17 protein-coding genes are annotated in these 21,808 nt (G+C 65.0%); 14 read left to right on the top strand and 3 right to left on the bottom strand.

The window, feature by feature from the left end:
• The first annotated feature begins 42 nt into the window (after positions 1-42).
• On the top strand, positions 43-330 hold the full coding sequence (locus NLM33_RS44030; protein ID WP_254104804.1) for a hypothetical protein: 288 nt from the start codon (positions 43-45) through the stop codon (positions 328-330).
• Between the two features lie 295 nt (positions 331-625).
• Here the strand turns inward: NLM33_RS44030 and waaF are convergent, their stop codons facing one another.
• A complete protein-coding gene (gene waaF, locus NLM33_RS44035) occupies positions 626-1,696 on the bottom strand; it encodes a lipopolysaccharide heptosyltransferase II (RefSeq protein ID WP_254104808.1) in 1,071 nt (356 codons plus the stop codon).
• A 206-nt stretch (positions 1,697-1,902) separates the two neighbouring features.
• Here waaF and rfaD point away from each other — a divergent pair, with 206 nt between their 5' ends.
• The 6 genes from rfaD to NLM33_RS44065 all read left to right on the top strand — a co-directional run bounded on the left by rfaD (position 1,903) and on the right by NLM33_RS44065 (position 9,829).
• Positions 1,903-2,883 carry an ADP-glyceromanno-heptose 6-epimerase gene (gene rfaD, locus NLM33_RS44040; RefSeq protein WP_254104812.1) on the top strand — a complete coding sequence of 327 codons (981 nt, stop codon included), beginning with the start codon at positions 1,903-1,905 and terminating at the stop codon, positions 2,881-2,883.
• 13 nt (positions 2,884-2,896) lie between these two features.
• A complete protein-coding gene (gene rfaE1 / locus NLM33_RS44045; RefSeq protein ID WP_254104815.1) occupies positions 2,897-4,381 on the top strand; it encodes a D-glycero-beta-D-manno-heptose-7-phosphate kinase in 1,485 nt (494 codons plus the stop codon).
• Complete coding sequence (locus NLM33_RS44050; RefSeq protein WP_254104818.1) at positions 4,378-5,664, top strand: O-antigen ligase; 1,287 nt, start codon at positions 4,378-4,380, stop codon at positions 5,662-5,664. Before rfaE1 ends, NLM33_RS44050 begins: the two co-directional genes overlap by 4 nt.
• Positions 5,665-5,748: 84 nt before the next feature.
• Positions 5,749-7,662, top strand: coding sequence for an SDR family NAD(P)-dependent oxidoreductase (locus NLM33_RS44055; RefSeq protein ID WP_254104821.1), 1,914 nt, complete (start codon positions 5,749-5,751; stop codon positions 7,660-7,662).
• A gap of 2 nt (positions 7,663-7,664) precedes the next feature.
• The gene (locus tag NLM33_RS44060) at positions 7,665-8,885 is read left to right on the top strand and encodes a glycosyltransferase family 4 protein (RefSeq protein ID WP_254104824.1); all 1,221 of its coding nucleotides are present in this window, start codon (positions 7,665-7,667) and stop codon (positions 8,883-8,885) included.
• On the top strand, positions 8,882-9,829 hold the full coding sequence (locus tag NLM33_RS44065; protein ID WP_254104827.1) for an NAD-dependent epimerase/dehydratase family protein: 948 nt from the start codon (positions 8,882-8,884) through the stop codon (positions 9,827-9,829). Before NLM33_RS44060 ends, NLM33_RS44065 begins: the two co-directional genes overlap by 4 nt.
• Positions 9,830-9,846: 17 nt before the next feature.
• Here NLM33_RS44065 and NLM33_RS44070 read toward each other — a convergent pair whose 3' ends face one another.
• Entirely contained in the window at positions 9,847-10,842 is a 996-nt protein-coding gene (locus NLM33_RS44070; RefSeq protein ID WP_254106159.1) for a glycosyltransferase family 4 protein, read from the bottom strand.
• A 35-nt stretch (positions 10,843-10,877) separates the two neighbouring features.
• Entirely contained in the window at positions 10,878-11,837 is a 960-nt protein-coding gene (locus tag NLM33_RS44075) for a lysylphosphatidylglycerol synthase transmembrane domain-containing protein (protein ID WP_254104830.1), read from the bottom strand.
• Between the two features lie 185 nt (positions 11,838-12,022).
• Here NLM33_RS44075 and NLM33_RS44080 point away from each other — a divergent pair, with 185 nt between their 5' ends.
• The 7 genes from NLM33_RS44080 (at position 12,023) to NLM33_RS44110 (ending at position 21,769) form a co-directional block, all read left to right on the top strand.
• Positions 12,023-13,012, top strand: coding sequence for an SDR family NAD(P)-dependent oxidoreductase (locus tag NLM33_RS44080; RefSeq protein WP_254106160.1), 990 nt, complete (start codon positions 12,023-12,025; stop codon positions 13,010-13,012).
• Positions 13,013-13,019: 7 nt separating this feature from the next.
• The gene (locus NLM33_RS44085; protein ID WP_254104833.1) at positions 13,020-14,432 is read left to right on the top strand and encodes a mannose-1-phosphate guanylyltransferase/mannose-6-phosphate isomerase; all 1,413 of its coding nucleotides are present in this window, start codon (positions 13,020-13,022) and stop codon (positions 14,430-14,432) included.
• 185 nt (positions 14,433-14,617) lie between these two features.
• Positions 14,618-15,622, top strand: a complete 1,005-nt coding sequence (locus tag NLM33_RS44090; protein WP_254104836.1) for a Gfo/Idh/MocA family protein — start codon at positions 14,618-14,620, stop codon at positions 15,620-15,622.
• 51 nt (positions 15,623-15,673) lie between these two features.
• Positions 15,674-16,825, top strand: a complete 1,152-nt coding sequence (locus NLM33_RS44095; RefSeq protein ID WP_254106161.1) for a DegT/DnrJ/EryC1/StrS aminotransferase family protein — start codon at positions 15,674-15,676, stop codon at positions 16,823-16,825.
• 304 nt (positions 16,826-17,129) lie between these two features.
• On the top strand, positions 17,130-18,656 hold the full coding sequence (gene murJ / locus NLM33_RS44100) for a murein biosynthesis integral membrane protein MurJ (RefSeq protein WP_254104839.1): 1,527 nt from the start codon (positions 17,130-17,132) through the stop codon (positions 18,654-18,656).
• A gap of 308 nt (positions 18,657-18,964) precedes the next feature.
• On the top strand, positions 18,965-19,312 hold the full coding sequence (locus NLM33_RS44105) for a DUF1127 domain-containing protein (RefSeq protein WP_254104841.1): 348 nt from the start codon (positions 18,965-18,967) through the stop codon (positions 19,310-19,312).
• Between the two features lie 147 nt (positions 19,313-19,459).
• Positions 19,460-21,769: a xanthine dehydrogenase family protein molybdopterin-binding subunit gene (locus tag NLM33_RS44110; protein WP_254104844.1), complete on the top strand. Its 2,310-nt coding sequence runs from the start codon at positions 19,460-19,462 to the stop codon at positions 21,767-21,769.
• Positions 21,770-21,808: the final 39 nt, after the last annotated feature.

Genomic DNA, 21,808 nt, shown 5'->3' on the forward strand with positions numbered 1-21,808 from the left:
CATGATTTGTTCTTATTCTGCCATCCGTGAGTGGAGATGGCCATGGACAATCGCATCAACGAAATACGACGACTTATCAGGGCGCTACGCGTGAGCATGCTCGAGGCCGAGGCCATCATGCGTGACCAGATCAACCGGGATGAGAGCTGCGCCTTCGTGGCGCAGGAGATCATGAAGATGCGCTCGGTCATGAGCCTGCTCGTCGAGGAGCGAACAGCGCTCGGAGATACCGATCCGATTCTCGTGAACAGCTTCTTCATTCCGCGTCGGCCGTCGGCAGAGAAGTCCGTTGCCCGGCCGGTCAAGCGTGTCCTCGTTGGGAGGATATGAAGGAGACGCCGAAGTCTTTCTCCGACACCGCGTCGTTCGGCGCGGCGGTGACGATGGCCGCCGTCAAGTTCGGCGACGGCCGGAAGACACTTAGCTATGGCGCGAAAAAATGAAGAGCCGCAGCGGCGGCGACACAGATCGAGATAGCGAGAGCAGCCGACCACCACTTGGCCGGATAGCCTCCGAACGTAAGCCCAACCAAGGCGACCCCTAAAGCACCTCTGACAAAAGCAGTCATGGGATACTCCGCTCCGTTCTCCTGAATATGAGCGTCGCCCGCTCTATTTTCCAGACATCAGGTCGTCGCCCGCGCGGCGCTTTCGCTGAGCACGCGCTCTGCGATCGCGACGACCTCGGAGGCCGCGATGTCGCGCATGCAGCGGTGGTCGTTCATCCGGCAGATCGTGCTCTGGCAGGGCTGGCAGGAGAGGATCGACTTGTCCTGCACGACGGTGGCGGCGAGGCCATTGAGCGGCGCCCAGAGGTAGGGGTTGGTCGGGCCGAAGATGCCAATGGTCGGCGTGCCCAGCGCCGCCGCGATATGCATCAGTCCGGAGTCGTTGGAAATGGCAACGCCGGCCGCCGCCATCGCGAGCACCCCGTTGCGCAAGTCGGTGCCGGTCAGGTCGCGCACGCGCGGCCCACCGGCCGCGACGATCTCCTGGGCCATGGCCTTCTCGCCGGGGCCGCCGACCACCCAAACGTCCAGGCCCTTTTCGACGAACTGGCGGGCGGCTTCCGGATAATAGGTCCATCGCTTGGAGGCGCCGACCGATCCCGGACCCAGCGCGACCGCGGTGACCCCGGTCAGGCCGTTCGCCTGGCGCCAGCGCGCGACCTCCTCGGGCGGGACCCGCAATTGCGGCACCGGCCATTCCGGGGGCAGCGGCGCGCCGTCGGGCCGGGCGAGCGCGGCGTTCTTGTCGATGAAGCGGGGTAACCGCTTCTCGCCCCAGCGCCAGCGGTTGATCAGCCCGAACCGGAACTCGCCGACGAAGCCGACCCGCTCGGGGATGCCGGCCAGCGCCGGCGCGATGGCCGCCTTCCAGGTCCGGGGCAGCACCAGGGCAGTGCCATAGTTCCGCTCGCGCAAGAGCTTCGCGAGGCCGAATTGGCGGGCCACCGCGAGCCGGCTGCGCGGCAGGTCCCAGACGATCCCCTGGCGGACGCCGGGCATGTAATCGACCAGCGGGGCGCAGAGCGGGGTGGTCAGGAGGTCGACCGGCCGATTCGGCCAGCGCTCCTTCAGGACCCGCACCACGGTGTGGTTCCGAACGAAATCGCCGATCCACATATAGGGGACGATCAGGATCGGGCGCGTGTCGGCCGGATCCTCAAATCCACTAAATTGCGAATCTTTGTTCATTTTTTTGATGGAGACCCAAGCGGTGTCGACAGGGTCCGTTCGGTAGCCGCTCTGCACAGGCAGGTAAAGTCGGGACAGTTCCGATCCCAAAACCGCTTACACTTTGCCGGATCATGCGCTACGGCAGGGCTTGCGGCGGGGTCTTGGGCAGTTTCTTGGGCAGTTTCTTGGGCGCTGAATTTGGCAAATCGGGCAGGGACGATGGAATGTTGCTGGTGACCGGCGGGGCCGGTTTTATCGGGTCGAATGTCGTGGCGGCGCTCAATGATGCGGGCCGCAGCGACGTGGTGGTCTGCGACCTGCTCGGCCACGACGGCAAATGGCGCAACCTTGCCAAGCGGCAGCTCGCCGACATCGTGCCGCCGGCCGAGCTGATCGACTGGCTGAAAGGGCGCAAGCTCGACGCCGTGATTCACCTCGGGGCCATTTCCGAGACCACCGCGACCGATGGCGATCTCGTCATCGAGACCAATTTCCGCCTCTCGATGCGCCTGCTGGACTGGTGCACGGCCAACGCCGTGCCGTTCATCTACGCATCGTCGGCCGCCACCTATGGCGACGGTGAGGAAGGCTTTGGCGATGACGCATCGCTCGCCGCGCTGAAGACGTTGCGGCCGATGAACCTCTATGGCTGGAGCAAGCATCTGTTCGATCTCGCTGTCGCCGAACGCGTCGCGCGCGGCGACAAGCTGCCGCCGCAATGGGCGGGGCTGAAATTCTTCAACGTGTTCGGCCCGAACGAGTATCACAAGGGCACGATGATGAGCGTGCTGGCGAAGCGCTTCGACGACATCAAAGCGGGGCGCGTCGTGCAATTGTTCAAGTCGCATCGCGAGGGCATCGCCGACGGCGACCAGCGGCGCGATTTCATCTACGTCGACGACGTCGTGCGGGTCATCATGTGGCTGCTGGCAACGCCCTCGGTCTCCGGGCTCTTCAACGTCGGAACCGGCAAGGCGCGCAGCTTCAAGGACATGATGGTCGCGGCCTACGCCGCGCTCGGCACCAAGCCCAATATCGATTATGTCGACATGCCCGAGGCGATCCGGGGCTCATACCAGTATTTCACCCAGAGCGAGGTCGATCGCCTGTGCCGCGCCGGCTATAACGGCGGCTTCACGGCCCTCGAAGATGCGGTGACGGCCTATGTCAGGGGTTACCTTGACCGGCCCGACCGTTTCCGATGAGGCGTTGAGGACCATGCACACGCCCGTCTTCGATTTCGATACGCTTGCGCAGGCCATCGCCGGCCGAACGGTGCTCTGCATTGGCGACCTCATGCTCGACGAATTCGTCTATGGCGAGGTGTCGCGGATTTCGCCGGAAGCGCCGGCGCCCGTCATCGCCGCGCAACGCAGCGAGACCCATATCGGCGGCGCCGGCAACGTGGCGCGCAACGTCGTGTCCCTCGGTGCGCGCTGCATCTTCGTCGCTCTCGTCGGCGAGGACGATGCGGGGGCGCGGCTCAGGGGCGCGTTGTCGGAGATCGCCGGCATCGAAAGCGTTCTGGTCAGCGATCCCTCGCGCCCGACCACGCGCAAGGTGCGCTTCGTCTCCGAGCATTTTTCCACCCATATGCTGCGCGCCGACTGGGAGCAGGCGGCGCCTGCCTCCCCCGAAATCGAGCTGAAGCTGATCGAGGCGATCCTGCCGCAGCTTCCCCGCGCCGACATCGTGCTGCTCTCCGATTACGCCAAGGGCGTCCTGACCGCGCGCGTGATCCGCAACGTGATCGACGCCGCGCGAAAGCTCGGCAAGCGCGTGCTCGTCGACCCCAAGAGCCCCAATTGGGCGATCTATCGTGGCGCCAGCCTGCTCACGCCCAACCGCAAGGAATTTGCCGAGGCGACCCGCAGCCGCGCCGACACCGTCGATGCTATCACCGAGGCCGCGCAGGACGTGATGCGGCTTGCCGATTGCGAGGCCATCCTGGTGACGCGAAGCGAGCACGGCATGACGCTGGTGCCGCGCGAGGGCGACGCCGTCCACGTGCCGGCCTATCCGGTGAAGGTGCGCGACGTCTCGGGCGCCGGCGACACGGTCTCTGCCGCGCTCGCCGCGACGCTCGCGGCGGGCGCCGATTGGGACACGTCGCTGCGCATGGCCAGCGCCGCGGCTGCGGTCGCGGTCGGCAAGCAGGGCACCGCGAGCGTGAGCGCGGCCGAACTGCGGCGGAAGATATTGCCGCATGCCTATCTCGCAGCCGAAGAGAAGATCGTGCTCGCACCGGGCGCGCTCCAGGCGCAGCTTGCGGATTGGCGCAAGCAGGGCCTGCGCGTCGGCTTCACCAATGGCTGCTTCGACATCCTGCATCCCGGCCACGTCAAGGTGCTGACCGCGGCGCGCGCCGCCTGCGACCGCCTCGTCGTCGGCCTGAACAGCGACGCCTCGGTGCAGCGGCTGAAGGGCGAGGACCGGCCGGTGCAGAACGAGCGCGCGCGGGCCGAGGTGCTGGCCGCGCTCGAAGCCGTCGACCTCGTCGTCATCTTCGAAGAGGATACGCCGATCAATCTGATCACCGACATCAAGCCAAGCGTGCTGGTGAAAGGCGGCGACTACACCCGCGAGCAGGTGGTTGGTTACGATGTCGTCGAAGCCGCGGGGGGAACGGTGGTGCTGGTCGACATCCTCAGGGGATTCAGCACGACCGCGCTCGTCAACCGGGCGCGAGGAGGGACGACGTGACGACGCTGGCGCGAGAAACCACCGGCGCGATGATGCTCCGCCGCCTGCGCAGCCCCGCCGCGTGGATCGAATGCGTGGACCTGTTCGCGGTGCTGACCGCGGCCTCGCTGCCGTGGTCGACCTCGCTGGCCGCGATCTTCAATGCCCTCATGCTCGTCTGCATGGTGCCGTTTCTCAACGTCAGGGATTTCCTGCAATCGTTGAAGCGGCCGATCTGTGCGGCGCCGATCGCGCTGTTCCTGCTCGCTTTGGTCGGAACACTGTGGTCCGATGCGGTGTGGGGCGCGCGGCTCTATGCCGTGAACCCGACCGTCAAGCTGCTGGTGCTGCCGGTCCTGCTCTATCATTTCGAGCGCTCCTCGCGCGGACGCTGGGTGTTCATCGCCTTCCTGGCCTCCTGCGCGCTGTTGTCGGTGATGTCCTGGCTGGTCGCCTTCAATCCAGCACTCTCGATCAAGCCCGGAAACATCGAGCGCGGCATCTTCGTCAAGAACTACATCGACCAGAGCCAGGAATTCACGCTGTGCGCGGTCGCGCTCGCCTATCCGGTCGTGATGCTTTTGCGTGAGAAGAGATTCTGGCTCGCCGCCCTGTTGACGACGCTTGCGCTGAGCTTCTTCGTCAACATGGCTTTTGTCGTCGTGTCGCGCACCGCACTCGTCACCGTGCCGATCATGTTCGCGGTGTTCGCGCTGCTGCATCTGAAAGGGCGGAGCATTGCGATCATCTCCGCCGCTCTGCTCGTTGGTGCTGCTCTCGCCTGGCAGGTCTCGCCGCAACTGCGCAAGACTGCCGACACCTTTGCCAGCGATTATCGCGGCTACATGGAGAGGGGAGAGCCGACCTCGCTCGGGCTGCGGCTCGAATTCTGGCGAAAATCCCTCGGCTTCTTCGCGGAGGCGCCGGTTATGGGGCACGGCACCGGCTCGACGCGCGGATTGTTCGAGCAGGTCGCCACACCAAGCGGGCACTACCAGGCTTCCGCCGAGGTGATCGGCAACCCGCACAACCAGACGCTGAATGTCGCCGTGCAATGGGGCGTCATCGGCATCGTCGTTCTCTATGCGATCTGGCTCCTGCATCTGCTGCTGTTTCGCGGCGACGGACTTGCCAACTGGGTCGGCCTCCTGGTCGTGGTGCAGAACGTCTTCACGTCGCTGTTCAACTCGCATCTGTTCGACTTCCACGAGGGCTGGATGTACGTCATCGGCGTCGGCGTTGCCGGCGGCATGGTGATCCGCGCGCGACAAGCCGAGCCGAAGATGGGGGAAGCCGGTTCCTGAGCGGCCGCGCGGCTGGCGTGTCTCGACGAGATGGGCTATCAGCGCGGTCAGGTTGCATCTAACTGGATATTCATCGGTCGGCGGATGACGCGTCTTTCGCATCTCACCTTGCGCAATTTCCTGATCGCGCTCCACGACCTCCTGGCGACCACGGCGGCGCTGTTCGTCGCCTTCTATCTGCGCTTCGAGGGCGGGGAGCTGTTCTTCGCCCGCCTGCCGTTGCTGCTGAAGATCCTGCCAGGGTTCCTCGCTTTCAGCGTGGTCGTGTTCTACGTCTTCAATCTGACGACGACGAAATGGCGCTTCATTTCGCTGCCGGATGCGCTGAACATCATCCGCGTCGCGACCGTGCTCACCGTCGCGCTGCTCGTGCTCGACTACATCTTCCTGGCCCCCAACGTCCGCGGCGCCTTCTTCCTCGGCAAGGTCACCATCATCCTCTACTGGTTCCTGGAGATCTCGTTTCTCAGCGCGCTCAGGCTTGCCTATCGCTATTTCCGCTACACGCGCGTGCGGCGCCACGCCCGGATCGAGGATGCCTCGCCGACGCTGCTGATCGGGCGCGCGGCGGACGCCGAGGTGCTGTTGCGCGGCATCGAGAGCGGGGCGATCACGCGGGTCTGGCCGGTTGGCGTGCTGTCGCCGTCGCGCGCCGATCTCGGACAGCTCATCCGCAACGTGCCGGTGCTGGGCGGCATCGACGACATCGAGGACGTGATCGGCGACTTCGCAAAGCGCAACAAGTCGATCGCGCGGGTGGTGATGACGCCGTCCGCCTTTGAGCCCGAGGCGCATCCCGAATCTGTGCTGATGCGGGCGCGCCGTCTTGGCCTGATCGTCAGCCGGCTGCCGTCACTGGAAAGCGGCGACACGCCGCGGCTCACGGCGGTCGCGGTCGAGGACCTCCTGCTGCGGCCGAGCGAGAAGATCGACTATGCGCGCCTGGAGACCCTGATCAGGGACAAGTCCGTGATCGTCACCGGTGGCGGCGGCTCGATCGGTTCCGAAATCTGTGAGCGTGTCGTCGCCTTCGGCGCGGCGCGCCTTCTGGTGCTGGAGAATTCCGAGCCGGCGCTCTATGCGGTCATGGAAGCGCTTGCGGCGCAGGGTTCTGCGGCGACGATCGAAGGTCGGATCGCCGACATCCGCGACCGCGAACGCGTCATGCGGCTGATGGCCGAGTTCAAGCCGGACATCGTGTTCCATGCCGCCGCGCTCAAGCACGTGCCGATCCTGGAACGCGACTGGAGCGAAGGCGTCAAGACCAACATCTTCGGCTCGATCAACGTGGCGGACGCCGCCCTTGCCGCCGGCGCCGAGGCCATGGTGATGATCTCGACCGACAAGGCGATCGAGCCGGTCTCGATGCTCGGCCTGACCAAGCGCTTTGCGGAAATGTACTGCCAGGCGCTCGATCACGATCTGGGCTCGCAGGGCGGAGACAAGTCGTCGCCGATGCGACTGATCTCGGTCCGGTTCGGCAACGTGCTCGCCTCGAACGGCTCGGTGGTGCCGAAATTCAAGGCCCAGATCGAGGCCGGTGGTCCGGTCACGGTCACCCATCCCGACATGGTCCGCTACTTCATGACCATTCGAGAGGCCTGCGACCTCGTGATCACGGCTACGACCCACGCGCTCGGGGCCGAGCGCTCGAACCTCTCGGTCTACGTGCTCAACATGGGTCAGCCGGTCAAAATCGTCGATCTCGCCGAGCGCATGATCCGCCTGTCCGGCCTGCAGCCCGGCTACGACATCGAGATCGTGTTCAGCGGCATGCGACCCGGCGAGCGCTTGAACGAGATCCTGTTCGCGTCCGAGGAGCCGACTGTCGAGATCGGCATTGCCGGCATCATGGCGGCGCGGCCCAACGAGCCGCCGATGCAGACCTTGCGCAAATGGATCACCGCGCTCGAGCAGGCGATCGCGCGCGACGATCGCGCCACAATCAGGACCATCCTGAAGGACGCCGTTCCGGAATTCGGGTCGACTGCGGCCTGACCATGCAGTCTCAAGGCAAGATCGTTGTCGCGAGCCAGCATTATCCGCCGGATCCCAGCACCACGGCGGCGATCATGGCGGAGATCGCGTGCCGCCTTGCCGTGGACCATGAGGTCGTTGTGCTGTCCGGCACGCCTGGCGCGCTGCCGGCCTCGCAGACCGGACCGGGCAAGCCGCGCGTCGTTGCCGTCAAGAACTTGATGACCGGAAAGGCGGCGCTGGTTCGGCGCGCTCTTGCCGAGATCCTGTTCGCGCTGCGCACCTTCTTCGCGTTGACGAAGGTTTTGAGGCGCGGCGATGTCGTGCTCACCGTGACCGCGCCGTTCATGCTGCCCTATGCGGTCGCTGCGGCCGCAAGGCTGAGGGGCGCGCGCTCCGCATTGATCATGCACGATCTGTTTCCCGACGTGTTGGTGATGGCTGGCCTGCTCAAGCCGCGCTCGATCGTGACCCGCGTGGTCCGCGCCGCCAACGCGTTAATGTTCCGCGCGCTCAATGCCGTCATCACCATCGGCCGTGATGCCGAGGGGCCGCTGCTGCGCTACCGCGGCATGACCGCGAACAAGATTCGCTTCATCCCGAACTGGGCGACGCTCGTTCCCGCGCTGCGTCCGATCGCCGCCGACAACCCGTTCCGGCGCGCGGTGCCGGCCCGCTTCATCGTCGGGCTGTCGGGCAATCTCGGTTTCACGCACGATCCGGAGATTGTGTTCGAGGCCGCGCGCCTGTTGCGGCGGGAGACGGACATCCACTTCCTGCTCTCCGGCTGGGGGATCGGCTTCGAGCGGCTGAAGCAGTTGCAGGCGGAATCGAACCTGACGAACGTCTCCTTCGTGCCGCGCGTCGAGGATGCCGAGCTCGAGGCGTTTCTCGCCGCCGCCGACGTCTGGATCATCCCCTATCGGAAGAACGTCGCGGGTGTGTCGGTGCCGAGCCGGTTCTATAATCTCCTGGCGGTCGGCCGCCCCGTGGTGCTGGTTTCGGAGCCGGAGGCGGAAGCCGCGTTGACCGTGGTCGAAAACGGGCTGGGCTGGGTGGTGGCGCCGGGCCGGCCGGAGGAACTGGCGGATGCGATCCGCGCGGCGGCCGGGGCTGACGCCAAGGCCATGGTGGACCGGGCGGTGAAGGCCGCCGCAAAATTCGATCGCGGCACGGCTATGGATGCCTATGCTGGCGTGATCGACGAATTGTTGCGCAATCCGGAGCTGGAGGGGCAGCGATGAGCGAGCGAAAGCCGGTTGTGCTGGTGACGGGCGCCAGCGGCTTTGTCGGCCGCCACGTCGCGCCCGCACTCATCGCGCAGGGATGGTCGGTCCGTCGCGCGGTGCGCGGCCCCGAGGGGCTGGACGACGAGGTCGTCATCGCATCGATCGGCCCCGAAACCAACTGGCAGGCCGTGCTCGACGGTGTCGATGCTGTCGTCCACCTTGCTGCCCGCGTTCACCACAAGCACGAGGAGCACGCGGTTCAGCTCTATCACAACGTCAACGTTGCCGGCACTCTGCATCTGGCGCGATCGGCGGCCGCGGCCGGAGTGCGCCAGTTCATCTTCATCAGCACCGTGCTCGTTCACGGTCGCAGCAATGACGGCCGCGCGCCGTTCAGCGAGGACGATGTCCTGACACCGCGCGCGCTCTATGGCATCTCCAAGGCGGCCGCCGAGGCAGGGCTCAAGACGCTGGCGCGCGACAGCGACATGAAGATTTCGGTGATCAGGCCGCCGCTGGTCTATGGCGCCGGTGCCAAGGGAAATTTTGCACTGCTGAGCCGGGCGGTCTGTCTCGGATTGCCGCTTCCGTTCGCCGCAGTCCGCAATCAGCGCGCCTTCCTCGCCGTGCAGAACCTGTCGTCGTTCATCCTGCGCCGGCTCGCCGATCCCGATTCCGCGAGCAATTTCGAGGTCTTCCTGATCGCCGACAAGGAGCAGGTCTCGACGCCCGAATTCATCGAGAGGCTGGCCAGGGCCGCGGGCAAGCGGCCACGGCTGTTTGCGGTCCCGCAGGATCTCTTGGGCTCGGTTCTCGGGGTCGTCGGCCGCCAGGACACCCATGACAGCCTGATCGGCTCGCTCGAACTCAATATATCGAAGGCGATCGCGACCGGCTGGCGGCCGGAGGTGTCGCTCGACGAGGGGCTGCGGCTGGCATTGTCAGCTCAGGACGCCTGATGGCCGCCGGCGTCGCGTCAGCCGGCCCGGACCTGGGAAAACCTGCGCAGCACGAAGCCGACCGCGATCGCGCCCGCGAGCAGCGCCAGCGTCGTGACCGCCATCGAAGTAGCCTTGATCGTGACGAGGGCAAGCAGCGCAAGCATGAGATTGAGCGCAAACACCTCGCCGACCACGCGGGACACCGTGAAGCCGTTGTCGGTGGCGCGCTGATAGAAATGCGAGCGATGCGCTGACCAGAACGGCTCGCGCCTGGCAATGCGCCGGAACAGCGTGACGGTGGAATCCGCAAGATAGTAGGCCGGCAGCAGCAGCGCCGCGGCGATCTGCTGATGCCAGGCAAGCCCGAGCAGGCACCAGCCGAGCAGGAGCCCGATCGGCAGGCTGCCGACGTCGCCCAAAAACACTTTTGCGACGGGCCGGTTGAACGGCGCAAATCCGGCCATGGCGCCGCACAGCGCCGCCGCGACGAGCGCGGCCGGCAACGGCAGGTCGCCGAGCCATCCGAGCAGGGCCAGCGCGGCGGTGATCGGGACCACCTCCGCGGCCGTCATCAGATCGAGCCCGTCCATGAAGTTGACGAGATTCACGAACCACACGCCTGCGATGAGGATGAGGCCGCGCTCGAGCGCAAGCGGAAGTCCCGGCACGATCCGCAAGGTTTCGGGCGTCGTGAACACGACGGCTCCGACGGCGGCGGCCTGCAGCACGAGCCGAACCAGAACGGGAAGGGATTTGATATCATCGGCAAAGCCGACCAGCGCAATCACCACCGTAGCCGCGATCAAGACCAGCGGAATGGATGCATTCAACCAGGTGGCCCAAAGCGAGGCGACCATCAGGGTCGCAGCGATAATTGCAATGCCGGCACCCTGCGGTGTCGGGATCCGATGCGAGGAGCGCGTGTTTGGCCGAGCCAGTGCGTAACGTTGCAGCAGGGGCATGCTGCGCCAGGTGATGCAGGCCGAGAGCAGCGCAGCCAGGGCGGCAGGCAGAAGGGCGAGCAGAAACATCCCCGTCGCCGTCGCAGGTCCGGCAACGAACGTGCTCACTCCGGCACCCCTAGCGGCGCCGATCCCTGCTGAGCCTTCTCCGCGCTGAAGATCCAGACCAATCCGCCGAATGCGCCGACGATGAACGACACGGCACCGTACAGCAGCGAGATGTTGACGCCCTCATTGGCTGCGAGGCCCGCAAAGCCGAAGGCAAGGCCCATGGTCGCCTCGCGCACGCCCCAGCCAGCGATCGAAATCGGCATCATGGTTATCAGCATCACCGGCGGAATGAGCAGGAAGGTCTCGCCGAAATTGACGGGCGCTGCGATCGATTGCACCACGCACCAGGCGATCACGACGGTGAGCACGTGAACGAGCAGCGACAGGATCGTGACGATCGGACCGCGCGAACGGTTGAAGATGACACGGTTGGCGATGACAGCGCAGGCATGAATGTGGTGGGTGGCCCACCAGCGCTTCAGCCACGGCCAGTTCAAGGCACCGAAGACCAGGAATCCGAGACCGGCCGCGAGTGCCGCAAGGTCCAGCAGCAACAGCGCCGAGCGTCCCTGGGCATCGTTGATGAAGCGATAGCTCCAGGGCAGGCTGGCGACGATGACGATCGCGAGCGCGATCAGGCCGATCGCGCGATCGACGAAGATCGAGTAGGTCGCTGCACGCCAGCCGGCGCCAGCGCGGGCGACGAGCCAGAGCCGGACGGCATCTCCGCCGATCGCCGAGGGCAGGGTCTGGTTGAAGAAGGTTCCGATCACGTTGTAGCGCATGGCGCGCCCAAGCTCGAGCGGCGCGCCGCACTGCGCGCTGATCTCGCGCCAACGCAGCACGCCGACGAAGATCTGCAGGAACGTCACCGCGATTGCGAGCGCGATCCAGTACAGGCTGCTCACGGTGAAACGCGAGAACAGATCGGACGGGTTCACCTTGCGCAGCGCCAGATAGAGCAGCGCCCCGGAAACAATGATCTTGGCCGCAGAAAGCAGGATTCGGCGCATCTCGCCCGCGTTTGAACAGGGGTTTCTTCAGAGTTGGCGTAACCCGACGCCCTGCGCCGAATTCGGCCGCTTTGGTATGGTCTTGGCGCCGATCTTGCAATAGCTGTCGTGAGAGGCCGCGTTAGCTATTGCCGCCCCCTTGACGCGGCGGCTAAAGAGGCGGCGGCGGAAGATTTGGGAACATGATGGCAGATCAGGCGATTTTGGTCACGGGCGCGGCCGGCTTCATCGGTTTTCACGTCGCCTTGCAGCTTCTGGCCGAAGGCCGGCCGGTCGTCGGGCTCGATAATCTCAACAGCTATTACGATCCGGCCTTGAAGCGGTCGCGGCTTGACGTGCTGGAGCAGGATGGCGGCTTTTCCTTTGTCCAGGCCGATCTCGCCGATCGCGACACGATCGCGAAACTGTTCGCGCAGCACCAGTTCGCGACCGTCGTGCATCTCGCCGCCCAGGCCGGCGTGCGCTACTCGATCGAACATCCGCAGACTTACGCCGATTCCAATCTTCAGGGCTTTCTCAACGTGCTCGAGGGTTGCCGGCACAATGGCTGTCGTCATCTCGTCTATGCCTCGTCATCCTCCGTTTACGGCGCCAACACAAAACTGCCATTTGCCATCGAGGACAAAACCGACCATCCCGTGAGCTTCTACGCCGCGACCAAGAAGGCCAATGAGGTGATGGCGCAGTCCTACAGCCATCTGTACCGGCTGCCGGTCACGGGCTTGCGCTTCTTCACCATTTACGGCCCTTGGGGCCGGCCCGACATGGCCATGTTTCTGTTTGTGAACGCCATCATGGAGGGCAGGCCGATCCGGCTCTTTAACCATGGCAAGATGCGGCGCGACTTCACCTATGTTGACGACGTCACCCGCGTAGTATCCAAGCTGATTGATCGGGTGCCTGCGGATAATCCGGCCGCCGCAAATGCACCGTCTCGGCTCTACAATGTCGGTAACAACCATCCGGAAGAACTGATGCACGTCGTCGGACTTCTGGAACGGGAGCTGGGCCGGACGGCGGTCAAGGATTTGTTGCCGATGCAGCCGGGAGACGTGCTGGAGACTTTCGCGGATGTCGCCGACTTGATGCGCGACACCGGATTTGCACCATCGACTCCGATCGAGGATGGTGTCCGTAACTTCGTGGGCTGGTATCGAGACTACTACAAGGTTTGAGATCACGATGGACAAACGCATTATCCCCCTGATCATGTGCGGCGGGGCAGGCACGCGGTTGTGGCCTGCTTCGCGCGAGGTACGCCCCAAACAGTTTTTGCCGCTGTTCGGCACGCGCTCGACGTTCCAGGACACGCTCTTGCGCGTCTCCGATGCCGCGCTGTTCGATCGTCCGATCGTCATCACCAATGCGGCCTATCGCTTCATGGTGCTGGAGCAATTGGCCGAGATCGGCATTGAGGCCGATGTGTTGCTGGAGCCGATGCGGCGCGACTCAGGACCGGCGATTGCGGCCGGCGCTGCCTTTGCGCAGAGCCGCGACAACGCGGCGATCGTGCTGGCGCTCGCCGCCGATCACGTTGTGCGCGACGCAGCTGCGTTCGTCGCGGCGTGCCGGCAGGGGCTGGTTGCCGCGGGCGAGGGGCGCATCGTCACCTTCGGCGTCAAGCCGGAACGGCCGGCGACCGAATATGGCTACATCAACCCCGGTGAAGCGGTCGCGGGCGAGGTGCGCGCGGTCACGAAATTCGTCGAGAAGCCGGACGCGGTGAAGGCGGCCGACTACGTCAATTCGGGCTATCTCTGGAACAGCGGCAACTTCATGTTCCCGGCCGCCGTGCTGCTCGACGAATATCGCAAGGTCGATGCGACGAGCGTGCAGGCGGTCTCCGAGGCCGTTGCCAACGCCGGCCACGATCTCGGCTTCGTCACGCTCGAGCCGAAGGCGTTTGCCTCGGCCAAGGCGATCTCGATCGATTATGCGGTGATGGAAAAGACCGCGCGCGCCGCGGTCGTTCCCGTCTCCTGCGGCTGGTCCGATGTCGGCTCCTGGCTTGCGGTGTGGGAGCTCTCGGATAAGGACGCGCAGGGCAATGCCGCGCACGGCACCGCCGTGTTCGAGGATTCGCGCAATTGCAACGTCACGACCGACAAGGCGCTGGTGGCGCTCGAAGGCGTCGACGATCTCGTCGTGGTGGCAACCGCCGATGCCGTGCTGGTCTCGCGCCAGAAGGATGCCAACGGGCTGAAGCGGCTGGTTGCGAAGCTGAAGACGGTCGCGCCGCAGGTCACCGAAGAGCACCTCAAGGTGCATCGTCCCTGGGGCAGCTATCAGTCGGTCGACAATGGCGAACGTCACCAGGTCAAGCGCATCGTGGTGAAGCCGGGCGGACGGTTGTCGCTCCAGAAGCATCACCATCGCGCCGAGCACTGGATCGTGGTCCGCGGCGCGGCCCGGGTCACCGTAAACGAGACCGTCAAGACGGTGCACGAGAACGAGTCGATCTACATCCCGATGGGCGCGGTGCACCGGATGGAGAACCCCGGTAAAATCATGCTGGAGCTGATCGAGGTCCAGACCGGCAGCTATCTCGGGGAAGACGATATCATCCGGATTGAAGACGACTATCAAAGGTCGTAACCAGCGACTCCGAATCACGTGGTCCGGGCTTAAGTGCCAGCCTCCGACTGTGGCTTAAGGCCCGGGGAACGTGTAATTTTTTGAATCAAATCGTGTCCGGTTCCATATCCCGGTATTCGCCACAAATGTGGCGGCCGTGCTAGGAGTGGCGCCGGGGATTTGGGTTGAATCGGGGTTTCGATCAAATGAGTTCCAAAGGATCTGCACCGGCCGAGGCCGGCTTGCGCGTCGGTGTCATCGGCGCTGGCGTGATGGGCAGCAACCACGCGCGCGTGCTCGCGGGGCTTCCCGGCGTCAGCCTGGTCGGTGTGGTCGATCCCTCGCCGGCGCACCGCGTGCGTGCGACCGAGCTTGCCAATTGCCAGTGCTTCGAGACGCTCGATCAGCTCGTCGCCGAAGGCGTCGATGCCGTCACGATCGCGGCGCCGACACATTTGCATCACGAGATCTCGCTCGCCTGCATCGCCAGGAAGATCCACGTGCTGGTCGAGAAGCCGATCGCGTCTTCGGTGGAAGAGGGGCGCGAGATCGTCACTGCTGCGCGCGAGGCCGGCGTGACGCTGATGGTCGGCCATGTCGAGCGCTTCAATCCGGCGGTCGCTGCGGTCAAGCAGGCGATCGCGGGCGAGGACATCCTGTCGATCGCAATCACGCGCGTCGGCCCGTTCCCGCCGCGCATGTCCAATGTCGGCGTAGTGATCGACCTCGCCGTGCATGACATCGATCTGATCCGCTGGTTCACCGAGTCCGACATCGTCGAGGTGCAACCGCAATTGTCGAGTGCGGTCGCCGAGCGCGAGGACATTGCGCTGTTGCAGTTCCGCACTGCCTCCGGCGTACTCGCGCACATCAACACCAACTGGCTAACGCCGTTCAAGGCGCGCAGCGTCACGGTCGCGACCCGCGGCAAATACGTCATGGGCGATCTCTTGACGCGCCAGGTCACCGAATGCTTCGGCTTCAAGCCGGACGGAAGCTATTCTATGCGGCATCTGCCGGTCGGCCATGACGAGCCGCTGCGCGCCGAGCTGATCTCGTTCCTCAACGCGGTGCGCCACGGCGAGACGCCGGCAGTGACCGGCGATGAGGGCGTTGCGAGCCTTGAGATCGCCACGCGCTGCCTGGAGGCGCCGAGCCATCCTGCTGCGGCATCCGCGGCCCGCAAGGGGCCGCGCCGCATCGCCGGCTGATCCGTCTCGATGTCGACCACCCAGAAACTGCAAGACAATCCGCAAGGCGCCATGAACCAGCATCTGCGTTCCGATCCCATTCCCTTCATCGATGTCGGCGCGCAGCGCCGCCGGCTCGGCGCTTCGCTCGATGCCGCGGTCACGCGCGTGCTCGACCACTGCCAGTTCGTCAATGGTCCGGAGGTCACCGAGCTCGAGAAGCAGCTCGCGGCCTATTGCGGCGCCAAGCATGTGGTGGGCTGCGCCAGCGGCACCGATGCGCTTCTGATGGTGCTGATGGCGAAGAACGTCGGGCCCGGCGATGCCGTGCTGTGTCCGTCGTTCACCTTCATTGCAACCGCTTCGCCGGCGGCGCGGACCGGCGCTACACCGGTCTACGTCGATGTGGATGAGGCGACCTTCAACATGAGCGCCGAGTCCCTGAAGCGCGGCATCGCGACCGCCCGGAAGGCCGGCTTGAGGCCGGTCGCGGTCATCCCCGTCGATCTGTTCGGGCAGCCCGCCGATCACGACGCCATCGCCGAGATCGCAAAGGCCGAAGGTCTGTTCGTGCTCGACGACGCCGCGCAAGGTTTTGGCGCGAGCTACAAGGGCCGCAAGCTCGGCACGCTGGCGCTCGCAACCACAACCAGCTTCTTCCCGGCAAAGCCGCTCGGCTGCTTCGGCGACGGTGGCGCGATCTTCACCGACGATGACGAGCTCGCACACACGCTGCGCAGCATCCGTGTCCATGGCCAGGGCGCGGACAAGTACGACAACGTCCGACTTGGGCTGACCGGCCGGCTCGACACCATGCAAGCGGCGATCCTGATCGAGAAGCTCAAGATTTTCGACGACGAGATCGCGGCGCGCAACAAGGTGGCCGAGCGCTATGCGCGTGGCCTGTCCAACGTCGTCACCGTGCCGCGGCTCGCGCCCGGCTGTACCTCGGTCTGGGCGCAGTACACCATCCGCCTGCCTGAGGGCACCGATCGCGACGGCTTTGCCGCCGCACTGAAGGCCCAGGGCGTGCCGACCGCAATCTACTATGCGAAGTCCATGCACCAGCAGACTGCCTACAGGCACTATCCGGTCGCCGACGGCGGCCTGCCGGGCTGCGAGAGCCTGTCGGAAGACGTCATCAGCCTGCCGATGCATGCCTATCTGGACGAGGCGGCCCAGGAGCGAATCATCGCCGCCGTGCGCGGCGCGCTTTCGGCCTGATTTCGCCGTTTTGCTGCACTTACCCTCTCCCCTTGTGGGAGAGGGTGGCTCGCCGCAGAGCGGCGAGACGGGTGAGGGGTCTCTCTCCGCATGGAACGTGCGGAGACAAACCCCTCACCCCAAAGAGTTTGTGGTTACTCGCGGCGCAGCCCTCTCCCACAAGGGGAGAGGGCACAGCAATGCGCATCGCCTGGCGCAATCCGACCTCTCCCCGTTGGGAGTGAACAGCCGACCCCCCGTCTTTTTTGATCACATCAGACTTGAGAGCCTTATCGGTTGACCGATTAGCCTCTAGAAGAGCCGCATGCTTGGACGCATCTTCACGGTTGGCGGCTATACGCTGCTCTCGCGGCTGACGGGGTTTGCCCGCGACATCATGCTCGCGGCGATCCTGGGCGCCGGCCCGGTCGCCGACGCCTTTTTCGTGGCGCTCCGCCTGCCCAATCACTTCCGCGCGATCTTTGCTGAGGGCGCCTTCAACGCCGCCTGGGTGCCCGCCTATGCCCATGTCCATGGCGAAAAGGGCGAGGCGGCGGCAAGACTGTTCGCCGACCGCATCTTCACGCTGCTGCTGGCCTCGCAAATCGTGTTGCTGATCGTCGCCTGGCTGTTCATGCCGCAGGCCATGAGCATTCTGGCGCCCGGCTTTTCCGAGGACGCCGAGCAGCGCAAGCTCGCGATCGAGCTGACCCGGATCACCTTTCCCTATCTGCTTTTGATCACGCTGGTGACGCTCTACGGCGGCATGCTCAATGTGATGCAGCGCTTTGCAAGTGCCGCGGCCGCGTCGATCTTCCTCAACGTCTCGATGATGATGACGCTGGCGCTGGCCGCCTGGTTTCCCAGCGCGGGGCACGCCGCCGCCTGGGGCGTCCTGATTTCGGGCTTCCTGCAATACTTCCTGCTTGCCGGTGATCTCGCGCGCCATGGCGGCCTGCCGCGTTTTGCGCCGCTCAAGCTCGACGAAGACGTCCGTGGCTTCTTCAGGGCGCTCGGCCCGGCGACGCTGGGCTCGATGGGCACGCAGGTCGCGCTGTTCGCCGACACCATCATCGCGACCTTCCTGCCCGCAGGCGCGCTGTCGGCGCTCTATTATGCCGACCGCCTCAACCAGCTGCCGATCGGCGTCATCGGCATCGCCATCGGCACGGTGCTGCTGCCTGAGATGTCGCGGCGGATCACGGCCAACGATCATGACGGTGCGATGAAGGCGCAGCGCCGCGCCTTCGACTTCACGCTGCTGTTCTCGGTGCCCTTCGTCGCCGCCTTCATCACCGTACCCGAGGCGATCATGCGCGCGCTGTTCGCCCGCGGCGCGTTCTCGAAGGCCGATGCCGCCGCCGCCGGCGCCACGCTCGCGGCCTATGCCATCGGACTGATCCCCTTCGTGCTGATCCGCAGCGCGGTCGCGACCTTCTACGCGCGCAAGGATACGGCGACGCCGGTGCGCGCCTCGCTGACCGGCATCGCGGTCAACGTCGGCCTGAAGGTTGCCTTGATGGGATCGCTCGCCCAGATCGGCCTGGCGCTGGCAACCGCCGTTGGTGTCTGGACCAATCTGCTGCTGGTGCTCTTCTTCGCAGTGCGGCGAGGCTTTCTCGTGCTGGACCGCGCCTGGCTGTTGTCGCTGGTCAAATTCCTCGTGACCGGACTCATCCTGGCCGCGGCCTTCTGGCTGATCGCGCGGTTCGGCGGCGCCTATCTTGCCTCGATGCACTTCCGGGACGAATTGACGCTTGCGCTATTGGCCGTCGGCGGCACCATCGTCTATGGGCTCTGCATCCTCGTGCTATTCGGCCGCGCCTGGCTGCTCTCGCAGGTGCGCAGCTAGGCGAACTTCAATAGCTTCGTTGCGTCCGTTTTACGGAGGGCCAATGCGGCGGAGCGACGTGCTCGCCTCTAGGGTGCAACCGACCTCCGCACATCTCTTGATTTTGCGCGTTTGCTGTGGTATCGAGGTCTCATGAACAAATCAGTGCGCATCGTCGACTTCAAGCACATGACCCGCTTCGGCTGGGCCGTGGAAGGAGTCGCGCGCTAGGAGTTCGACGACGACATCTTTTCACCAGGCCCCGCCGGCATCGGACGGGGCCTTTTGTTTGGCCACGCTCCCTGCCGGCACAACAGCAGGAGCATCCGATGCCACCCCAACAGACGAACATCACATCCGAGACCGAGCGCGATGCCGCAGCGCTCCGCCTCGACCTCTCCATTGCAACGCTGGACGACGCTTTGTCCGAAAAGGACGCTGCAGGACCGACGGCCGCAGCGACGGGGCGCGTCCTAAGCCTGCTCAAGCGATATTGGCGTGCGTTTCAGGAGCAACGCCAGCGCCAGAGCTTACGAGCCACTTTGCAGGACCTGAGTGACAGGGAGCTGATGGATATCGGCTTGACGCGTGGTGAGATCGACTACCTCACACCTGAACGAGCTATCGATACGCTTAGAGATGGCACGAGGCATCTATGGAGCCGTGGTGGGATGTGACAGATCGACCGTCTTGCCCCCGCCATCCGCGCGGGGGCGCGGCGCTTTCCCCGGCCTGCGACCCATGTGCACGGCTAAAGCCGTTTGCGCTATCCGTTTTTCCGCTGCAATATGGCGGCAAAACAACCATGAGGGCATGGAGAGAAAATGGCTGCTCCCATCAAATTCGGCGTTGGCCAAAGCGTGCTGCGCAAGGAGGATGACGTACTGATCCGCGGCAAGGGCCGCTATACCGACGACTATGCGCCCCATGCGGCCTTGCGCTGCCTGATGCTGCGTTCGCCGCACGCGCATGCCAAATATACGATCGATGTGAGCCGCGCCCGCGCGCTGCCCGGCGTCGCGCTGATCCTGACCGCCGACGACGTTGGGGATCTCGGCAATCTGCCGTGCCTGTTCAACCTCGAAACCGATCCGTTCACCGGCCCGCCTTACCCGATCCTCGCCAAGGACGAGGTCCGCCATGTCGGCGATTCCATCGCCTTCGTCGTCGCCGAGACGATCGACCAGGCCCGTGACGCGATCGAGGCGATCGAGGTCAAGTGGAGCCCGCTGCCGGCCGTGACCGGCGTCGTCAATGCCGTGAAGAAGGGCGCGCCGCAGGTCTGGGCGGACAAGCCCGGCAACGTGCTGTTCGACGTCTCGATCGGCGACAAGGCCGCAACCGAAGCCGTCTTTGCGAAAGCACATGCGGTCGCCGAAATCTCCATCGTCAATCCGCGCGTGGTCGCGAGCTTCATGGAGACGCGTGCGGCTGTTTGCGAATACGACGCCAAGCGCGACCATCTGACGCTGACGGTCGGCAGCCAGGGCAGCCACCGCCTGCGCGACATCCTCTGCCAGAACGTGCTCAATATCCCGACCGACAAGATGCGGGTGATCTGCCCCGACGTCGGCGGCGGCTTCGGCACAAAGCTGTTTCCGTATCGCGAATACGCGTTGATGGCAGTGGCCGCGCGAAAGCTGAAGAAGGCGGTGAAATGGGCGGCCGACCGCTCCGAACATTTCATGGGCGATGCGCAGGGCCGCGACAACGTCACCACCGCAAAGATGGCGCTCGCCGAGGACGGCAAGTTCCTCGCGATGGATTGCGACCTGATGGGCGACATGGGCGCGTATCTGTCGACCTTCGGGCCCTACATCCCGCATGGCGGCGCCGGCATGCTGCCGGGCCTCTACGACATCCAGGCCTTCCACTGCCGGGTGCGCACCATCTTCACCAACAGCGTGCCGGTCGATGCCTATCGCGGAGCGGGCCGGCCCGAGGCTGCCTATGTCATCGAGCGTCTCGTCGATGCCTGCGCGCGCAAGCTCGACATGACGCCCGACACCATCCGTCGCAAGAATTTTATCCAGCCGAAGGCGCTGCCCTACAAGACGGCCACGGGCAAGGTCTACGACTCCGGCGACTTCGCCGCGCACCTGAAGCGCGCGATGGAGATCGCAAACTGGAAGGAGTTCGGAAAGCGCGCCAAGGCGGCCAAGAAGCAGGGCCTGGTCCGCGGCATTGGCTTGGCGAGCTATGTCGAGATCTGCGGCGTGATGGGAGAAGAGACCGCCAACGTCAGGCTCGATCCCAACGGCGACGTCACCGTCCTGATCGGCACGCAGTCGAGCGGGCAGGGCCACCAGACGGCTTATGCCCAGATCGTTGCCGAGCAGTTCGGCCTGCCGCCGGAGCGTGTGCATATCCGCCAGGGCGACACCGACGAGATCGCGACGGGCTTAGGCACCGGCGGCTCGGCCTCGATCCCCACCGGCGGCGTCTGCGTGGAGCGTGCCACGGGCGAGCTTGGCAAGAAGCTGAAGGAGGTCGCTGCGCAGGCGCTGGAGGCCAGCGCCGGCGACCTCGAGATTTCGGCCGGCGCAATCCGCATCGCCGGCACCGACCGCACGATCTCCTTTGCCGATCTCGCCAAGCGCCCCGGCGCCGACCCGTCGAAGATGAACGGCAGTGCGACTTTTGCCAGCGCCGACGGCACCTATCCAAACGGGACGCATCTGGCGGAAGTCGAGATCGATCCAGCCACCGGCGTGATCAAGATCGTCAACTACGTGATCGTCGACGATTTCGGCAAGACGCTCAATCCGCTGCTGCTCGCCGGCCAGGTGCATGGCGGCGCCATGCAGGGCATCGGTCAGGCGCTGATGGAGCAGGTGGTCTATGGCGCGGGTGACGGCCAGCTCGTCACCGGCACCTATATGGACTACGCGCTGCCGCGCGCGGCCGATGGTCCGGCCTTCGTGTTCGAGACCCACAACGTTCCCTGCAAGACCAATCCGCTTGGCGTGAAGGGGGCGGGCGAGGCCGGCGCGATCGGCTCGTGCCCAGCCATCGTCAACGCCATCGTCGAGGGCCTCTGGCGCGAATACAAGATCGACCACATCGACATGCCGGCAACGCCGGAGCGGGTGTGGATCGCGATCAACGAGCACCACCGCCGTCACAGCCTCTGATGCGTGATCTCCGCACGCGGGAATAAAAGCCCGCGGCGG

Source organism: Bradyrhizobium sp. CCGUVB1N3, assembly GCF_024199925.1.
In the GTDB taxonomy this organism is placed as follows: domain Bacteria; phylum Pseudomonadota; class Alphaproteobacteria; order Rhizobiales; family Xanthobacteraceae; genus Bradyrhizobium.